This is a genomic window from Microcystis sp. M_QC_C_20170808_M9Col (genome assembly GCF_007095495.1).
Taxonomy (GTDB): Bacteria; Cyanobacteriota; Cyanobacteriia; order Cyanobacteriales; family Microcystaceae; genus Microcystis; species Microcystis aeruginosa.
This window is the reverse complement of the sequence record NZ_SFBZ01000062.1, coordinates 1-16,358: the sequence shown is the minus strand read 5'-3', so window position 1 is coordinate 16,358 and position 16,358 is coordinate 1. Positions and strand designations below refer to the sequence as shown.

The 16,358-nt window shown below is 43.0% G+C and carries 13 protein-coding genes; 7 read left to right on the top strand and 6 right to left on the bottom strand.

Features of this window, described 5'->3' with window-relative positions; genetic code table 11:
* Nucleotides 1–8 precede the first annotated feature (8 nt).
* From EWV68_RS04050 to EWV68_RS04040, 3 genes are all read right to left on the bottom strand, one after another.
* The gene (locus EWV68_RS04050) at nt 9–416 is read right to left on the bottom strand and encodes a hypothetical protein (RefSeq protein WP_008200854.1); all 408 of its coding nucleotides are present in this window, start codon (nt 414–416) and stop codon (nt 9–11) included.
* Nucleotides 416–2,362, bottom strand: coding sequence for an AAA family ATPase (locus tag EWV68_RS04045; protein ID WP_287168909.1), 1,947 nt, complete (start codon nt 2,360–2,362; stop codon nt 416–418). Before EWV68_RS04045 ends, EWV68_RS04050 begins: the two co-directional genes overlap by 1 nt.
* Before the next feature lie 315 nt (nt 2,363–2,677).
* Complete coding sequence (locus EWV68_RS04040) at nt 2,678–2,848, bottom strand: hypothetical protein (RefSeq protein WP_287168908.1); 171 nt, start codon at nt 2,846–2,848, stop codon at nt 2,678–2,680.
* 448 nt (nt 2,849–3,296) lie between these two features.
* Here EWV68_RS04040 and EWV68_RS04035 point away from each other — a divergent pair, with 448 nt between their 5' ends.
* The 6 genes from EWV68_RS04035 (at nt 3,297) to EWV68_RS04010 (ending at nt 9,447) form a co-directional block, all read left to right on the top strand.
* On the top strand, nt 3,297–3,998 hold the full coding sequence (locus tag EWV68_RS04035; protein ID WP_125730373.1) for a 16S rRNA (uracil(1498)-N(3))-methyltransferase: 702 nt from the start codon (nt 3,297–3,299) through the stop codon (nt 3,996–3,998).
* A gap of 441 nt (nt 3,999–4,439) precedes the next feature.
* Nucleotides 4,440–5,069, top strand: coding sequence for a DUF6391 domain-containing protein (locus EWV68_RS04030; protein ID WP_287168907.1), 630 nt, complete (start codon nt 4,440–4,442; stop codon nt 5,067–5,069).
* Between the two features lie 79 nt (nt 5,070–5,148).
* On the top strand, nt 5,149–5,382 hold the full coding sequence (locus EWV68_RS04025) for a photosystem I reaction center subunit IV (protein ID WP_287168906.1): 234 nt from the start codon (nt 5,149–5,151) through the stop codon (nt 5,380–5,382).
* 372 nt (nt 5,383–5,754) lie between these two features.
* Complete coding sequence (locus EWV68_RS04020) at nt 5,755–7,143, top strand: aspartate aminotransferase family protein (protein WP_287168905.1); 1,389 nt, start codon at nt 5,755–5,757, stop codon at nt 7,141–7,143.
* Nucleotides 7,144–7,148: 5 nt separating this feature from the next.
* Nucleotides 7,149–8,246, top strand: a complete 1,098-nt coding sequence (locus EWV68_RS04015) for a sulfotransferase family protein (RefSeq protein ID WP_287168903.1) — start codon at nt 7,149–7,151, stop codon at nt 8,244–8,246.
* Nucleotides 8,247–8,451: 205 nt separating this feature from the next.
* The gene (locus EWV68_RS04010; RefSeq protein ID WP_287168902.1) at nt 8,452–9,447 is read left to right on the top strand and encodes a lysylphosphatidylglycerol synthase transmembrane domain-containing protein; all 996 of its coding nucleotides are present in this window, start codon (nt 8,452–8,454) and stop codon (nt 9,445–9,447) included.
* A 21-nt stretch (nt 9,448–9,468) separates the two neighbouring features.
* On the opposite strand, the gene kaiC is transcribed toward EWV68_RS04010, so the two are convergent.
* The 3 genes from kaiC to EWV68_RS03995 form a co-directional block, all read right to left on the bottom strand.
* Complete coding sequence (gene kaiC, locus EWV68_RS04005; RefSeq protein ID WP_287168901.1) at nt 9,469–11,031, bottom strand: circadian clock protein KaiC; 1,563 nt, start codon at nt 11,029–11,031, stop codon at nt 9,469–9,471.
* A gap of 193 nt (nt 11,032–11,224) precedes the next feature.
* Nucleotides 11,225–11,539 (bottom strand): circadian clock protein KaiB, encoded by a 315-nt coding sequence (kaiB, locus tag EWV68_RS04000; protein ID WP_002733742.1) that lies wholly within the window; start codon nt 11,537–11,539, stop codon nt 11,225–11,227.
* 582 nt (nt 11,540–12,121) lie between these two features.
* Nucleotides 12,122–13,051 carry a circadian clock protein KaiA gene (locus tag EWV68_RS03995; RefSeq protein ID WP_287168900.1) on the bottom strand — a complete coding sequence of 310 codons (930 nt, stop codon included), beginning with the start codon at nt 13,049–13,051 and terminating at the stop codon, nt 12,122–12,124.
* A gap of 490 nt (nt 13,052–13,541) precedes the next feature.
* Between EWV68_RS03995 and EWV68_RS03985 the strand changes: the two genes are divergently transcribed.
* Entirely contained in the window at nt 13,542–15,929 is a 2,388-nt protein-coding gene (locus EWV68_RS03985; RefSeq protein WP_287168899.1) for an ATP-binding response regulator, read from the top strand.
* The last annotated feature ends 429 nt before the right edge of the window (nt 15,930–16,358 follow it).

Sequence of the window (16,358 nt, the reverse complement as noted above, 5' to 3'; positions counted from 1 at the left end):
GGAGAATTTTAGAGATTATTGATAATTCTCTCAATGTCAGCTTGGATTTGATTGCTGACTTTGCCTTGCCAGCGTTCTTTTAATTCCCTTAATCCCACTTCTGCGTATTGACAGATCTTATCTAAAACTTCTTTGCCATCGCTAGGTTGAGGATAGGAATTCTTTTTACAGATAATATAAATTCCTGCGGTTAAAGCTAAAATAACTTCTGGCTCGATTTGGCTAATAGTAATTAAATCCTGTCGATTGCTCAGAGTGGTTCCGTAGATACTGAAGTCTTGTTTAATGGCAAAAGCAGCGGCGAATAAATAAGCATCTACCATGCGCTCAAAGGTTTTATTATCTTTTAGTACCTGTAGATAATTTCTGGAAGTTTCCGAGGCATAAATCTTCAAACTGGGATCGATTCTCTGCATTAGTAACTCTCCATCACTTCAATCACGGAAGCATCTTCATCGGCAGCCAAACGGTGTATTTTTAAAATATCAGTACTGTGGGGAAGCAAGAGATTTAAAAGTGGATCGGGAAGATCGCGATCCGTGGCTAAAATAATTACTTGGGAGTTTAAATTAGGGAGAGAGTTAATAATATTTTTTTGATGTTCTTCGTCTAAATGTCCAAAAGGTGTATCCATAATTAGGGGAACACAAGTATCAGTTATTTGATTTAAACCGGTGATAAAAGCAAAAGCTAAAGCTTCCTTTTCTCCCGCACTTAAAACATCGGGATTTAATAATTTTCCCGTGATGGTACGGATTCCTAAAGTGTATTCGGGAGTGATTTCTACTCCTCTATATTCCTCTGGTTTGTTGGTTACTTGTAAATAGCGATCACTGGTTACTTGATTAATCATTTTTTGGGAATTATCGATATGCCATTCGATTAATTCGTTAGTGGCATTTTTTAAACCTCTGGCCATTTTAACCTGATTAGATAACATCAATGTGGTTTGATTTTCCCTAGCTAAAATTTCCACTTCTTTGCGTAAATTTTCTAATTGCTTTTCTTTGATTTCAATGTCCTTTTGCAAGCGTTCGATCTTTTCTTGTATCGTCTCAACATTTTTACCAGATTCGCCAACTTTTCGCCAAATATCATTAGCTGATTCTTGATTTATTCCCGTGGTTTCCTGTTTTAGCTGTTTAATATGTTGATTAATTTCTTCGATTTCTTCTTCTAAAAGATCTCTTTGTAAAAGCAATTGACTATAATTGCTAAATTTGGCATTATCTCGGATAATTCCCTGTAAATCAATTCTAATTTGCTCTTTTTCTATTCTGGTGACGTTGTCCACTTCTAAGGACTCTAGTTCGGCAATTTGTTGAAGGATAAAGTCACGAGAATTTTGATCTAAACAACGACCACATAGACAGCTTTTATCGTCAAGTATTGCTTGTAAAATTGCTGTAGAATTAGTTTTATAAGTGCTTTTTAAGCTAGTAACTTGCAAATCATCAACCATTTCCTGCACAAAGTTAATCAGCAAAGGTATCGAAGCTTTTTTTAACCAAGAATCGATAGACTTTTGCAGGTTATCTAACTGAGTTTGTAAACCGATACGCTTTTTCTCTAAGTTATGAATTTCCTCTAATTTTTCTCGTAAACTTTCAATCTGAGCGGCTTTTTCTTGAGCGTCTTGGTAGATAATTATAGCATCTTTTTCGCTATCTTTGGCATTTTTAAGCTGACCTTTTTTAAGATCAATTTCTTCTTCTAATTCTCGTAATTGTTGCAGCTTATCTTTAAAAGTTTGACTGGTTCCCTTTGCTTTATTTAAACGGTTTTCTAATTCTTGCAAGGCTTTTTCTGTATCATCACGCAGATTTCTTAATTCCGGGATACCCAAAACTTTTTCAATTGCTTCTTTTGCTTCTTTAGTTTGAGTTATCTGGGTATATTGTTCGATTTTTGAGCCATCAAAACAGAAAAAATCTCGAATAGATTTAGGAAGCAATGCTTCGATATATTCCCTAGAGTTACTTCTCATGGTTCCATCTTCATAAAATAATGCTTCCTCTACGCTGGGATAGGAACTGCTACCATTAACTTTTAATTTCGCTGTGCGACTGATAAAGTAATTTTTCTCGTTTCTAGTAAAATTTAATTCTACCCGCATTTCTTTTTCTTCTGCTGATGAAGAATCCCCCTCACCTCGATAAAAATAGGTTTTCAGAGTCTCTTTAGATACAATATCTCCCCCATAGAGACCCCATAAAATCCCTGTCATCAAAGAAGTTTTACCGTGGCCATTATTACCGAATATAATCTGAATTTTTCTGTCGGGATGCAGGTTAAAAGTAATATTTTGACTAGGGTAACATTTCCAATTAGTTAAGCGAATTTGTTTCAGTCTCAAAGTCATAATAATTCTTGTAAAAATCAAAAATTTTGTGGTTGGTTAGGAGTCAGTAGCCAGTGGTCAGTAATCAGGAGAATTAAGAATGAATAATAATCAATTAAATGGTTTATTTAGAGATTTTATGCAACTTAATATTTATTTTTGTCGTTTTTAAACTAAGTGGGTGGGTGGAATTAAATATAAGATGAACGTAGAACGTAGGTTGGGTTGAAGCATGAAACCCAACGTCCGCTCATGTTACGCTACCGCTAACCCATCCTACAAATAATTGTGCCTCCCTACTTACAAAAAATAAATCATGCAAGAGAGCCATAAAATTTATGATTGTGAGGAGTCGGTATATTTTTCGATAAGTTTGACAATTTTAGGTGATAGCTGCCGATTTTTTAGAGTAATTTTTTCTACTTCTAAAGCCATGGCTTCCTTGAGCAGTTGGGGAGGTATCTCATATTTTTGTGCCAGTTCTTTAATTTTAGCAGTTATGTCCATGGATTTTCTGGGGGTTAGGGGTTAGGGAGTGGAGATTGTCAAGTCTTAATTCTTATTTGCCAAGAGATACCTTGATGAGGATAAATTTTATAACATATCTGAGTAGGTAAGGCCATAGTAAGTTATAGCCTTTGTCATAAACATAAAGTATAACCTAATTTGGTATTGACGACTGACTACCCAAAAGGAAAACTTCGTACTTCACCATTAAGATAACTGCTAAGCTGTTAAGCATTTAAATTGCTTGTTGAGACGAGGCAAGAGGCAAGAGGCAAGAGGCAACAGTAAAGGGATTGGGGGAGATTCGGCTAATCTTAAGAATAAGCGCTTTAAATGCTTCTTAGCTTATAAGCTGATCTACTCTCAACCTTATACAAAAACACCATAAAAGCTAAAATAGATAGCTGACAGTGATTCTGAACACAATAGTAATATAGACTAAACCGCCTTGTATTATCGTCTTCTTCTTGATTTTAATACCCTAGAAAACGGGTTAATTGCCTTAACACCCGAACAAAGTCATTATCTTAAAAAAGTTGTTCGTTTAAAATCCCATGACCATTTTATTGCCCTAAATGGACAAGGACAAGCGTGGTTAGCAGAAATAATTGATAATTCGGCCCATCTTTTAGAAGCGATAAACGAAACCACCGAACTACCAGTACAAGTGAATTTAATGGTAGCAATTCCCAAAAATGGCTTTGATGATATCGTTCGCGCTGCCACCGAATTAGGAGTTTATCGGATTATCCCGCTGCTGACAGAACGGGGTTTAGTTAATCCTAGTCCTCAAAAAATTGACCGTTGGCGAAAAATTGCCCGGGAAGCTGTAGAACAATCAGAAAGACAGATTATTCCTATTATCGAAGAACCACAACCATTTTTAGCCATCCTTAACCGGGGAGTTAGCCCAGGGACAACTTGTTATATTGGTGTTACCCGTAGAACAGTGGACCCGCTACTTTCTCAATTGCAAACATCAACCGAGATAACCATTGCCATCGGACCGGAAGGGGGATGGACGGAGGCAGAAATAGAACAAGCGCTCGCTGCTGATTTTCTGCCTGTATCATTGGGAAAACGCATTTTGAGAACAATTACCGCTCCCTTAGTGGCTCTCGCTATCATTAACGCCTATTTAGACAGCTAATTGACTACAGTTTTTATGACCAAGACTAGCAATCGAGATAACTGGAATCATTTCGCTTCTTAACTAGGGTTTGCTGAAAAAGTTTTTCGTGGGGGCAGGGTGTGGGGTGTAGGGTGTAGGGTGTAGGGTTTTACCGGTTTTCAGGTGGTCAATTACCCAATTTTCAGGGAAAAAGTCCCGGAATTTTCCCCCTGCTCACTCCCATGCCCGGCACTTTTGGATTTCAAAAAAGTCTAGAAGTCTTATCCAACAAGGTTTTTAGATTTATTCAGCAAACCTTACCTAAAGCAACAACTGGCAGTAGTTCTCCTATGGTCAGATTTTCCCTTTTTTGCCAAAATCACCATGGTCAGTCCCCATTAAAGACACCTACTGGGACACCGCCTTGCAACTCTATAGCACCCTCATATTCCTCAAAAAAACTCTCCCTACTGCAACTTTATGACCTCTAGTAGCCCTTCTAACCCCTCTTTTGACTGGTTTAACCCCTCGCCCCAGCAAGACAGCGATTTACTGGCACAAATCGGCTTTATCCCCGGTTTCAAAGAATTTCTCACCCTGCGACAGGTTCACGCCTTGGAACACGCTACCGTCTGGGTATTAAGCGAAATGGCTGCCCGTCGTCAATCGCCTTTTGACCATTCCCCAGCGGATAACGAGGCCCTGGGGGGACTCTCCACCGATAGGGGTTTTTATCTCTACGGACAGGTTAATACAAATGAACTGAAAATTGCGGCCAAACAGGCGCTCCATCGTCTCAAAAATGGCGAGGGGCAATTGGCATTACATCCGCGTTGTGGCACCAATTTATCGGTAACTTTAGCCTTAACCGCCGGCTTAGTCTTAGGAACTCATCTTCTCTTACCCAGAGGTCTGATTTCTCAGTTATTAGGCTTAGGTTTAGCCACCGCCGCCGCTTTTCAAATCGGACCAGATGTGGGAATGTCGGCCCAAAAATACCTGACTACGGCCATTCCTTTTAACTTAACAATCGTTAACATTGCACCAAAGGCAGACCTATGGGGACGTTCGGGGCATTTTGTCCAAACAGAGTGGCAAGATTTGCAATAAAACTTAAAGTAAAAACCCTTTCGGCAAACTCGCTCTGATTGTAACCTGTTAACTAAACCCTAAAAAAAAAACAACAGCTATGCCTGGAATCGAACGCGGAGCCGAAGTTAGAATCAAACGTAAAGAGTCTTACTGGTACAACGATGTAGGAACCGTAGCCAGTGTTGACAAAAGTGGTATCCTCTATCCCGTTATCGTCCGTTTTAACACTGTTAACTACCACGGTTTTAGTGGTAGCGCCGGTGGACTGAATACCAATAACTTCGCTGAAAGTGAATTGGAACTCGTTAAGGCTGCCCCCGCTAAGAAATAAAGCTGACTAAAATTCGGCCTATCATCACCGACTGACTGACAGGAATTCTCTCTTGTTGGTCGGTTTTTTTATAGCTGTCAGTTATCAGTTATCAGTTCACTTTTTACTGTTTACTGATATTACATTTTGGGCGCACGCGATGCGCCTCTACCATATAAAAACTGACTAATAAATTATCTAAAAGTCGCTTTAACCTTTAGCCCACAAGAGCTAATTAGTTTAATTATCCTAGATAAGTTCTTAAATACTTGACAAAATATATTGAATAATTTATAATATTAAATAACCAAAAAAATAATGATAATGTGCTATGGACATAATCGGTTTTGAGGTGTTTGAAAAATAGTTTTTCAGTAATCAAATCTGGAATTTATGAGCATTTTAGAACTGATAGAAAAAAGACTAGAAGAAAACTTTGCCCTCCACGAACAATACCTAAACCCCCAGATGGTCAGGGTACTAAAAACGATCGGCTACGATCGCCACTACGTTAAAGCCCAAGGTGCATACCTATTCGACAATCAGGGGGAAAAGTATCTGGACTTACTGAGTGGTTTTGGTGTTTTTGCCCTCGGACGCAATCACCCCAAGATCGTGCAAGCTTTACAAGAGGTATTGACGGCAGCATTGCCCAATTTAGTCCAATTGGATGCTTCCATCCTAGCGGGATTGCTGGCGGAACGGTTAGTAGCGATCGCACCTCCCGGATTAGAACGAGTTTTCTTTGCTAATTCCGGCACGGAAACCGTCGAGGCCGCCATTAAATTCAGCCGCTACGCCACTGGACGCAGCCAAATTGTTTACTGTCAGGGGGGCTACCACGGGTTAACCATGGGTTCCCTTTCCGCCACCGGCGATCCCCATTATCGCCAGGGATTTGGGCCGTTTGTGGCCGATTTTAAGGAAATACCCTTCGGCGATCTGGCTGCGCTCGAAAAAGCTCTGATTAACAAAGAAGTAGCGGCTTTTATTACCGAACCGATCCAAGGTCACGGGGTGAGAATTCCCGAACCGAACTATATCCCCGCGGCGGCTGCCCTTTGTCGTCGTTACGGCACTCTTTTTGTGGCCGATGAAGTGCAGACTGGTTTGGGCCGGACTGGCAAAATTTGGGCAGTGGAACATTGGGGGGTAGAACCGGACATTTTATGTGTTGCCAAGGCTCTTTCGGGCGGTTTTGTGCCAGTGGGAGCGGTTCTCTGTCGTCGCTGGATCTTCGATCGAGTATTTGATCGCATGGATCGTTCTGTGGTGCACGGTAGCACTTTTGGTAAAAATAATCTGGCCATGGCCGCCGGTATTGCCACTTTACAGGTGATTGAAGAGGAAAAATTAGTCGAGCGATCGGCCGTAATCGGTCAACAAATTATCGCAGAACTACAGCCGCTCGTAGATCAGTACGAATGTTTGCAGGAAGTGCGGGGATTGGGTATGATGATCGCCTTGGAATTTGCCGAGCCGAGCAGTTGGTCCCTAAAAGCCGCCTGGAAAATGCTAGAAACCGCCAATAAAGGGCTATTTTCCCAGTTAATCGTCGTTCCCCTCTTTACCCGCCATCAAATTCTCTCGCAGGTTTCCGGCCACGGCATGAATATCATCAAGTTTATCCCCCCCCTCACCCTCTCCGATGAGGATTGCCGTTGGCTTGTCACCGCCGTTAAAGATGTGGTGGCCGATGCTCACCGCTTCCCCGGAGCCGCTTGGGAATTCGGCAAAACCTTGGCCAGCCAAGCTATCCGCCAAAAAACCGCCCAAAAATAGTTAATATGTCCAGTTTGTTTCATCCCCTCTGCGGTAGTAACCTTAGCACTCTCCTTCGTTTATTTTTGACCAATGGCGGCATCGATCGCCCCAATTTGGCCCCAGCAACCCTGGCGCTGGCAGTTACCCTAGCGCGACTGCCTTTTTCTACCCTAGAACGAATTTTGATGACAGGGTTTTATGAGCGCGGCGTACAGGTAAAAGCACCCATTTTTATTGTCGGCTATTGGCGCAGCGGCACGACCCATCTGCACAATTTACTCGGTCAATCGGAGCATTTTGGCTATATTTCGCCCCTAGCGGTGGGATTACCCTGGGATATCCTCGGTATCGTCCGCTTATTTCAACCGCTGCTAGAATTAGCCCTACCGAGCGATCGCCATGTGGATAACGTCGCCGTTACTCCCGATTCACCCCAGGAAGATTCGATCGCCCTGGCCAGCATGATCCCCCTTTCCTACTACCATGGTTTATACTTTCCCCAACGTTTTCAGTATCATTTCCAGCGAGGGGTTTTTTTTCAGGGCTGCAGCGAGAAAGAAATCGCCAATTGGCAGCGTTGGCATACTCATCTATTAAAAAAAGTTTCCATACATCAAAAAGGCAAACAATTACTAATCAAAAACCCCGTTTATACGGCACACATTGCCAAATTGCGAGCTATCTGGCCCGATGCTAAATTTATTCATATCTACCGCAATCCCTATCTAGTTTTTCCCTCAACCCGTCACTTTTTTACCCGCATCCTACCGGAACTAGCACTACAATCCTACGATAATTTATCCACGGATGAAATCGAGCAGGTAATTCTGAAAAGTTATCCCCCAATGCTTAATTCTCTCCTGCGAGATAGTGCCGATTTACCCGCCGATAGTTTTGTAGAAATTCGTTTTGAAGATTTAGAAAAAACCCCCCTAGAACAAATCGAAAAAATCTACGATCAACTGCAACTTCCTGACTTAAAAATAGCTATGCCTCGCTTTGAGAAATATATCAGCAGTCTGCAAGGATATAAAAAAAATAATTATCCCCCAGATGCAAAAGCGATCGAGTTAGTCGAATCCCATTGGCTACCATTTATTCAACGTTGGAACTATTTTTAGTTATCAGTTATCAGTTATCAGTTATAATTCATAATTCCCCATCTCCCCACTTCTCCACTACCCCACTTCCCGCTCTCCTAGACCTTTTAAACAGGATTTAGTAAGTACCTAAGCAAAATTAATTACACCTATCTAACTACTTCTTGCCTATTGCCTATTGCCTATTGCCTATCCTAACCAAGAAATTAATTTGGCACGACTACTTATGAAATATCTTAAATTTATCTTTCTGGGTTTAGGTTTTGTTTTACTAGGGATAATTTTACGTCAAACAAATCTGCAAGAAGTGTGGCAACAAATCACCCTAGTCGGTTGGTGGGGAATGACATTAGTAATTATTTTTTATTTCCTAGAATTTCTCACCGATGTTTTTACTTGGCAACTAACTTTTAAAAGCATTCCTATCCAACCTCGATGGACAATTCGCCTATTATTAATTTACATGGTAGGGGCCGCCTTTAATCGCGTGACTCCCTTCGCTTCTTTGGGAGGAGAAGGTTTTAAAGCAGTGATGTTGAAAACTCACTATCAGATTAGCTATAAAGAAACCAGTGCCTCGATTATTCTGACCAAGACATTAAATACTGCTTCCCTTGTCTTCTTTGCAATTATCGGTTTTTTTCTGCTCCTAGCTTCCCCAAAATTTTCTAATTCTTTTAAAACTTTTACCGGATTAAGTCTTGCTATATTCTCCAGTTGTATCCTGATATTTTTCTTGATTCAGCGATTCCGTTTATCCTCCCGAATAGTTAATCGATTAGGTCATTCTTTTTTAGGCGATCGCCTAGCTAAACCTTTAGAAAATCTTCGCAGTGTCGATGATCGTTTAGGGGAATTTTACCGGAATCTGCCACTATTTAGAAATGGCTTGATCGTCGGTTTTCTCAATTGGCCCCTCGGAGTTTTAGAAATCTATGTTTTAATGCAACTTCTCCAACATCCGATCACTTTTGCCGATGCTTGGTTATTTGATTCCGTTGCCCAATTGGTGCGCGCTGGAACCTTTTTTATTCCCGCTAATATCGGTACTTTAGAAGGTTCTTTAGTGCTGCTGGGTGCTTCTTTAACCGGTAGTCTAGAATTAGGTTTAGCGATTTCTGTAATTCGCCGGGTTAAAGATATTCTCTGGATTTTATTAGGTTTGTTGATCTGGTGGTTATTTTCCCTAAGACCAACTTTACCCGATCGCCCTTCAAAATAATCTCCATCAGTCAACCCCCGATTATTCATCCTGTAATTTTTCGCGCACATTGCGAACAATCCGCGATAATTCACTCTTTTCATCGACGCTAATTTTAGTCGGGGAACCACTAATAATCCGCTCGTAATTGCGGAAAGAATCCTTGATATCCGCCCCATCCTGACTGATAGTATATTCACGAATCCCTTTATCGTGCCAAGAACCGCGCATCTTAAAGACGTTAATCGCTCGCGACATTTCGCCGCGAATTTCCACATACTGCAACATTAAAATCGTGTCGGTAATCGTAGAAATATGGGATTCGGTAATCGAGTGCGCTCCCATGAATTGGTCGGTGGTATTGGTGAAAAATCCCGTAATTTCCTCCTGTTTGGCGTATCCTGTCACCCCGATCACAAATTGCCGAAAAGCATTATTTGTCACCCCCCGCGCGAGTGCCGATAGAGAATCAATAGCAATACGAGAGGGTTTAAATTCCGAGATTTCCGACTTAATCATCTGTAAATGGTCTTCTAATCCCGCCGATTCGGGGTAAGAACACAATAATTTTAATAATCCCTTGCGTTCCATCTCCTCAAAATCGATCCCCCAAGAAGAAGCATTTCGGGACAATTGGGCGCGAGATTCTTCATAAGCGAACAAAATCGCCCGCTCACCGCGCCTACAGCCTTCTTCCAGAAATTTACTGACTAAGAGAGTTTTACCCGTACCGGTTGCTCCTGTAGCCAAAATAATCGAATCCTTGAAAAAACCGCCTCCACACATATCATCGAGGGTTTTTACTCCCGAAGAAATGCGGACATTAGAGGAGCGCTGAGTTAAACGCATGGCACCGAGGGGGAAGATATTAATGCCATCATTGGTGATAGTAAAGGGATATTCCCCCTTCATGTGGGTTGTTCCCCGTAATTTGAGGATTTCTGCGGTTCTGCGTCGTCTTTCTCCCTCTAGCACGTTCCGCATAATTACCACATTATCAGAGACAAATTCCTCTACACCAAAACGCGCCACCGCTCCGTATTCTTCGATACGTTCCGTGGTCATAATTGAAGTCACTCCTAATAATTTTAACCGGGCCACGAGCCGAAAAATTTCTCGCCGCACCACTGACACCGCTTCGTACTGCTGAAAAACAGCAGTTACAGAGTCAATTGATACCAGTTTGGCTTTATATTTGGTAATTGCGTATTGAATGCGCTCGATCAGGGCCGAAAGATCAAAACTACCCACCACCTCTTGACCTTCCGGATCTGGAGAAGCATCGAGAATAAATAACTTACCCTGGTCAATTAATTCTTCTAAATCCCAACCAAAACTATAGGCATTTTGGATAATATCGGTGGGAGATTCTTCAAAAGTAACAAACAGGCCCGGATAGTCAAAATACTTGATACCGTGGTAGAGAAATTGAACGGCAAGCAGGGTTTTTCCCGTGCCAGAAGTGCCACTCACTAAGGTGGTTCGCCCCATGGGTAAACCACCGTGAGTGATCTCATCAAAACCTTCAATCAGGGTTCTAATTTTGCGAACACCTTTCGGTTTAATCGGTGGATTTGGTTGGCTATTAGAGTTAGATTGAGTCATTATTTATCCAGCGAATATTTAAAGAGTAGGATTTTTATCTAATTTTTCCACAGAAACATATCAGGCCTGACTAGATACTTTATACCATCTTGATGTCCCTTGACTCTTGACTTTCCCAGAGACGTACTAGATTACGCCCCGATCATTTCTCCTTCAATAAATATAACCCGTCTAATCACCTATTGCCGAAGGCCTAGCTATCATTTTCTCGTTCACGAATTTCCTCGTACAGTAAGTCTAAACCGATCAGAACCTTCTCTCGATCGGACAAATCACCGATAATTTTCCGCACCGGGGGAGGGAGGACTTTCGCGAGGGTAGGAGTGGCGAGAATCTTGTCTTCCTCCGCTAGTTGCGGGTTTTTCAGCACGTCAATCACCTTGAGCGCATACACTCCCTGAAATTCCTCTTCTAGGATATTTTTCAGGGTTTTCAAGGCTCGCACGGAGTTGGGGGTATTCCCGGCGACGTACAGTTTTAAAACATAGGTTTTTTTAAAGACGCTCATAGGTTAGAATCAAAAGGGCTTGGGATACGAGTTCATCGCTATTTTTCTGGGATATTTTAATCTATTCCCAATATTGACACTCCCATCGCACTCAAGCGAGGGATTCTTAGTTCAACGAGTCCACTTAAATTAGATGCCTTGCGTTATCCAACCCAGAGGTGGTTCTCTCCCTAAGCGTTACTTTTCGTATGCCCTACGATAGTTGTATTTCTACAAAGTTTGCTTGAATTGAAACGTTAGCTTCAAATACTGCTTTGTCTAGTTCCTGCAAAGATTTTACCTACTCACAGGTGAGAAACTAGAACTATTGAGTAGAACCCTATATCTTTGATTGTCAAGGTGCAGATAGCGTAGTGGTTAGACTACAGGGGTTTTTAGAGCGGTTGATTACCCTATCCGCTATACTCATATAGTAGCTATTTGGCCTGAGTAGGTCAAGACCCTTAAAAGAAGAAGTTATTCGAGATTTTTTCAGGATACTGGACACTTATTTTTAATCGTGCTTCGTGTCACTGAGCCTGTGGAAGTGCTGTTTTATATTGGCGCTTGGTTTCATCCCGTCGCACTAAGTGCTTCGGGTCTTCACCCCGACATTTGAGATAAATCATCAGGGATATCCTCGCGAGGTATGGAACGACGATACATTTCCCCCAAGTGAGCAAGGATATCAATGAGAGCGAGACGATAATCTAGGAGAATTTCCTCACTTCTGCCTTCTAATTTTAACTGTTGGGAAAATTCATCCATTAACTCCATGTGAATTTCCAGAATTTGCGACACTGAGAGATCGGTAAAAAAGACATTATTAACCAACTCATCGATCGCTTGATTAATCGGATAATCCTGTTGGAAGTAATTTAAAATAATCTCCCGATAATCTCTTCTTAATTCCCGCAGTAATTCGTTTTTTTCCTCTGGGGCAAGATTGCGATAGAATAGCTGCGGGTTGCGTTTGTAGTAAACACCTAAATAGCCGAGTCTTTCTTTTAATTTTTCTGCTAAACGGCGCTGTTGTAGGAGGAGAAAACTGTGATTATTGGCCACGGGATTCGGTTGGTTAACAATCGTAGTACGCTCGGAAAAAGAGCAATTAGGAGCTAAATGGAGAAATCGAGCGATCGCTTGGTCGATGACCGAGGTGATGCTGTCTAATTCCTTGACGGTGATTTGTAATTCGGCACTATGATAGAGATAGGTGGGAGAGTCATTCATCTCAGGAGCGATGTTCTTGTCAGCGACAATGATCACTACTGGCAGTAAAATACCCCCTTCGTAGAGTTGATTAAAAGTCGGCTGTAGGGAAGGATGAAAGACCACCAGCAAACAATCGATTTTTTCCTTTTGTGCCTCGATATTAGCCAGTAATTCGCTAGAAGACGACCCTAGGGTTAGATGATAGCGTTCATTAGCCAATAAAGCCGTCAAAGAATTAACCAGCCCCGGAGGTGAACTCACTCCCGTCAAGGGTGGGTCCGTTGGGACAAAAGCATAAATAGTCAGTCTCGGAGGCAACGTTTTCTCACCCGCAAGGTAGATAGAAAATAACAAACTATAGGTTAGGCTTTCTCTGTTGAGAAGACAACCCCCTCGCCATCAGCTCGGGGAAGTTAAAGTTAACTTTGCTTTTTGGCAGTGGGTATTGTAGTTAATTGTAATCAATGGAGCGGTCCTCTAGATGAGCAAGCGTCATAATCAAGGTAGATTCAAGTTCTAGGACTACTAATAGTTTGGCCATCAGTTTGTTAATTAGGGCTGGCTGAATAAATCTAAAAACCTTGTTGGATAAGACTTTTAGACCTTTTTGAAATCCCAAAGTGCCGGGGATGGGAGTGATCAGGGGGAAAATTCAGGGACTTTTGCCCTGAAAATTAGGTAATTGACCACCTGAAAATCGGTAAAACCCTACACCCTACACCCTACACCCTGCCCCCACCGAAAAACTTTTTGCCGCAAACCCTAATTATGCCCTAAAGTTACCGCCACCGCCCACCCAATTATCCCCATGCCTAGCGTTACCCTCAGCCTCCATCACTTTCATCAATCCGTCACTGCCTGTGAATTAATTATTGACCGGGCAAGTCTTTGCGATTTAATTAATACGGGCAATCCAGAAGCGATCGTGGTGGTGGATGAGCGGTATTGTCCCCTAGGACTGATTGAGAGTCAAACCCTGATTGCTTACCTCCTCTATCAACAACAGCACCCCGAAACCAGAAACCCCTCCTCCAGCTGCCTGGATCTGAGCGGTTGGCTGCGTCCGATTATCCCTCTTAACGCTCGCATGGCCGTAAGTGAGTTTCTGGCAACCCTGACGGGAGAAGCGCTCGCCTTCGTCCCCATTTTAGTGGATGCTCAGGGCAAACTGTTAGGACGCTTAGACACGGGCAAACTTCTCCAATTTTGTCTCGGGTACTCGATTCTCGATGATCCTCCCCCGCAGCCCCGCATCAGCGATCGCAATTCCCTCCCCCGCAGCGATCGTCCTCTGGAATTTCTGGAACAATTACCGCTGCCGCTGCTGCTCTACAGTCCAGAAGCGGGAATTTTATACCAAAATCAGGCTTGGTGTCAACAAATCGGGGCGGCTTTCCCCGCTAATATCGATAACTTTCCCTTTGCTTTGGTTAATGACCCCTTAACCCTCCCATCCCCCACCCCCCCCCTGTTTCCCCAGCGTCTAGAAACGGTGACATCGGGTTTAGCCAAGACTTGGCGACTGTTGTCCGTGCCGTTAAATTGGGCGGATAATTATCCCTTGCTCGAGAAAACTTCGGGACTGTGGTTACTGTTGGCCACCGATATCACGGAACAACAGCAATATTGTCAGGAATTAGCGGTTAAAAATGCCGATTTAGTCCATTTAAATCGTCTTAAGGATGAATTTCTCGCCTGTGTCAGCCATGAGTTTAAATCGCCCCTCACCGCCGTGATCGGTCTCTCCAATCTGCTGCGGGAAGAAAAAATCGGTGAACTTAACCCCCGACAGTCCAAATATGCCGATTTAATCTATCGCAGCGGTCGCCAGTTGATGGCTCTGGTCAATGATCTCCTCGATTTAACCCGCCTGGAGACAGGACAACTAAAATTAACTTTCACTAGAGTCAAAATCGATCGCCTCTGTCAACGGGTGTACGATATCATCGTCGATAAGTATCCCCAACGTCTCGATCTCCCCGGCAGCTATCGTCTTGACATTGAATCAGGGTTAGATTATGCCCTGGCCGATGAAGCCCGTTTACAACAGATGTTAGTGAATTTGTTAGATAATGCGGTTAAATTCACCATTGATGGCGGTAATTTCGGCATTAAAGTCAATCGTTGGGAAAATTGGCTGGCTTTTACCGTCTGGGATACGGGGATCGGTATTCCGGAAGAATCCCAGCATCTGATTTTTCAGAAATTCCAACAGCTAGAAAGTCCTTTCACCCGTCAATTTGAGGGTGCTGGTTTAGGTTTAGTCCTCAGCCAAAAATTAGCGCGCTGTCACGGTGGCGATCTATCCTTTGTCTCCAAGGACCGGGAAGGCAGTCAATTCACTTTACTGCTGCCGGTTGATCCCCAAGCTGCCGAGCAGGAGTCCGCCACTCCCCAGCGTCTGGTGTTAGTGGTGGAAGCTAATCCCCAAGTGATCGAACAGTTTGTCGATCGCTTGAGTGAATTGGGATTAAAAGCGATTATCGCTCGTAGCGGCACTGAGGCGATCGAAAAAGCCAGGCAGTTAAAACCCCGTTGTGTTTTTCTCAATCCCAATCTACCCCTGTTGTCCGGTTGGGATGTGTTAACGCTGCTCAAATCCCATCCCCAAACCAAAGATATAAAAGTTATTGTCACCGCCGCCGATTCCGAGCGCAACCGCAGTCAACAGCAAGGGGCCGATAGTTTTCTGGTTCCGCCGATCACCTCGGCAGCTCTGCAAGCTTGCCTGAATCTGACCGTTTCCCCCATTCCTAGCCGCAAACGGCGCACTGCTCCGACTCTGCTGCGTTTACACGGCCATTATGCCCCCAATTTCTCCGATTTATCTTCCTTTAGCTGGATTTGGAATAATCAATTAGTTCGGGAGAATTATCGTTTTATTGAGGCCGATAGTTGCGAACAGGCGGAACTTTTAGCTGGTGTCTGGGAGGTGGACGCTATCTTAATCGATAGTTCGATCGCAGAAGATTTATACTCTTATCTGCAAACCTTGAGCGAGTCGCAAACCCTCGCTAATTTACCCCTAGTCACTCTTGATGTGGCTGTCACCGAGGTGGCCAATCAAATCCCCGGTTTAGCCGTTTTTCCCTGTTTGGCCCCCCCAACGGAAAACCGCATCGAACAGCTATTAAAGGTAATCGAGACTGCTGATCTGGCTTTTTCTCGCCACTTGAGCGGCGATCGCGTCCTGTAGGGGCGAAGCATTCGGGCATAACCTATCGGTGAAACCGGAGATTTTCTATCCGAATGCTTCGCCCCTACTTTTTGCCGCAAACCCTAAATAGCTGAAAATTTGTCAAAACGTCGTGCTTTGCTTACCTCATAAGCGATTAAAGGTAACAAAACAAAGAATTAGATTCGGAGAATGAATCAGATCTAGGGAAGTGGGGAAGTGGGGAGAAACTCTTTTCAGTGATCTGTTGACAATTTTTCAGTGATCTGTTGACAAATAGGGAATTCTGTGTTGACAAAGGAAAAATTTGCTGTTAGCATTGCGATAATCATTTATCCCACATTCCGCACCCTGGTCGTTGAAATCAAAAGTTGCTCTAGCCCTTGTATAGTAAGACTTTTAGCGATTACTAAGAATTATGAAGTGTCACACTCTAGTCAGCGATCGCCA

Excerpts from the sequence above, each read along its gene's own strand:
- EWV68_RS04050 (WP_008200854.1), bottom strand. The coding sequence starts at position 416 with ATGCAGAGAATCGATCCCAGTTTGAAGATTTATGCCTCGGAAACTTCC.
- EWV68_RS04045 (WP_287168909.1), bottom strand. The coding sequence starts at position 2,362 with ATGACTTTGAGACTGAAACAAATTCGCTTAACTAATTGGAAATGTTAC.
- EWV68_RS04040 (WP_287168908.1), bottom strand. The coding sequence starts at position 2,848 with ATGGACATAACTGCTAAAATTAAAGAACTGGCACAAAAATATGAGATA.
- EWV68_RS04030 (WP_287168907.1), top strand. The coding sequence starts at position 4,440 with ATGACCTCTAGTAGCCCTTCTAACCCCTCTTTTGACTGGTTTAACCCC.
- EWV68_RS04025 (WP_287168906.1), top strand. The coding sequence starts at position 5,149 with ATGCCTGGAATCGAACGCGGAGCCGAAGTTAGAATCAAACGTAAAGAG.
- EWV68_RS04020 (WP_287168905.1), top strand. The coding sequence starts at position 5,755 with ATGAGCATTTTAGAACTGATAGAAAAAAGACTAGAAGAAAACTTTGCC.
- EWV68_RS04015 (WP_287168903.1), top strand. The coding sequence starts at position 7,149 with ATGTCCAGTTTGTTTCATCCCCTCTGCGGTAGTAACCTTAGCACTCTC.
- EWV68_RS04010 (WP_287168902.1), top strand. The coding sequence starts at position 8,452 with ATGAAATATCTTAAATTTATCTTTCTGGGTTTAGGTTTTGTTTTACTA.
- kaiC (WP_287168901.1), bottom strand. The coding sequence starts at position 11,031 with ATGACTCAATCTAACTCTAATAGCCAACCAAATCCACCGATTAAACCG.
- kaiB (WP_002733742.1), bottom strand. The coding sequence starts at position 11,539 with ATGAGCGTCTTTAAAAAAACCTATGTTTTAAAACTGTACGTCGCCGGG.
- EWV68_RS03985 (WP_287168899.1), top strand. The coding sequence starts at position 13,542 with ATGCCTAGCGTTACCCTCAGCCTCCATCACTTTCATCAATCCGTCACT.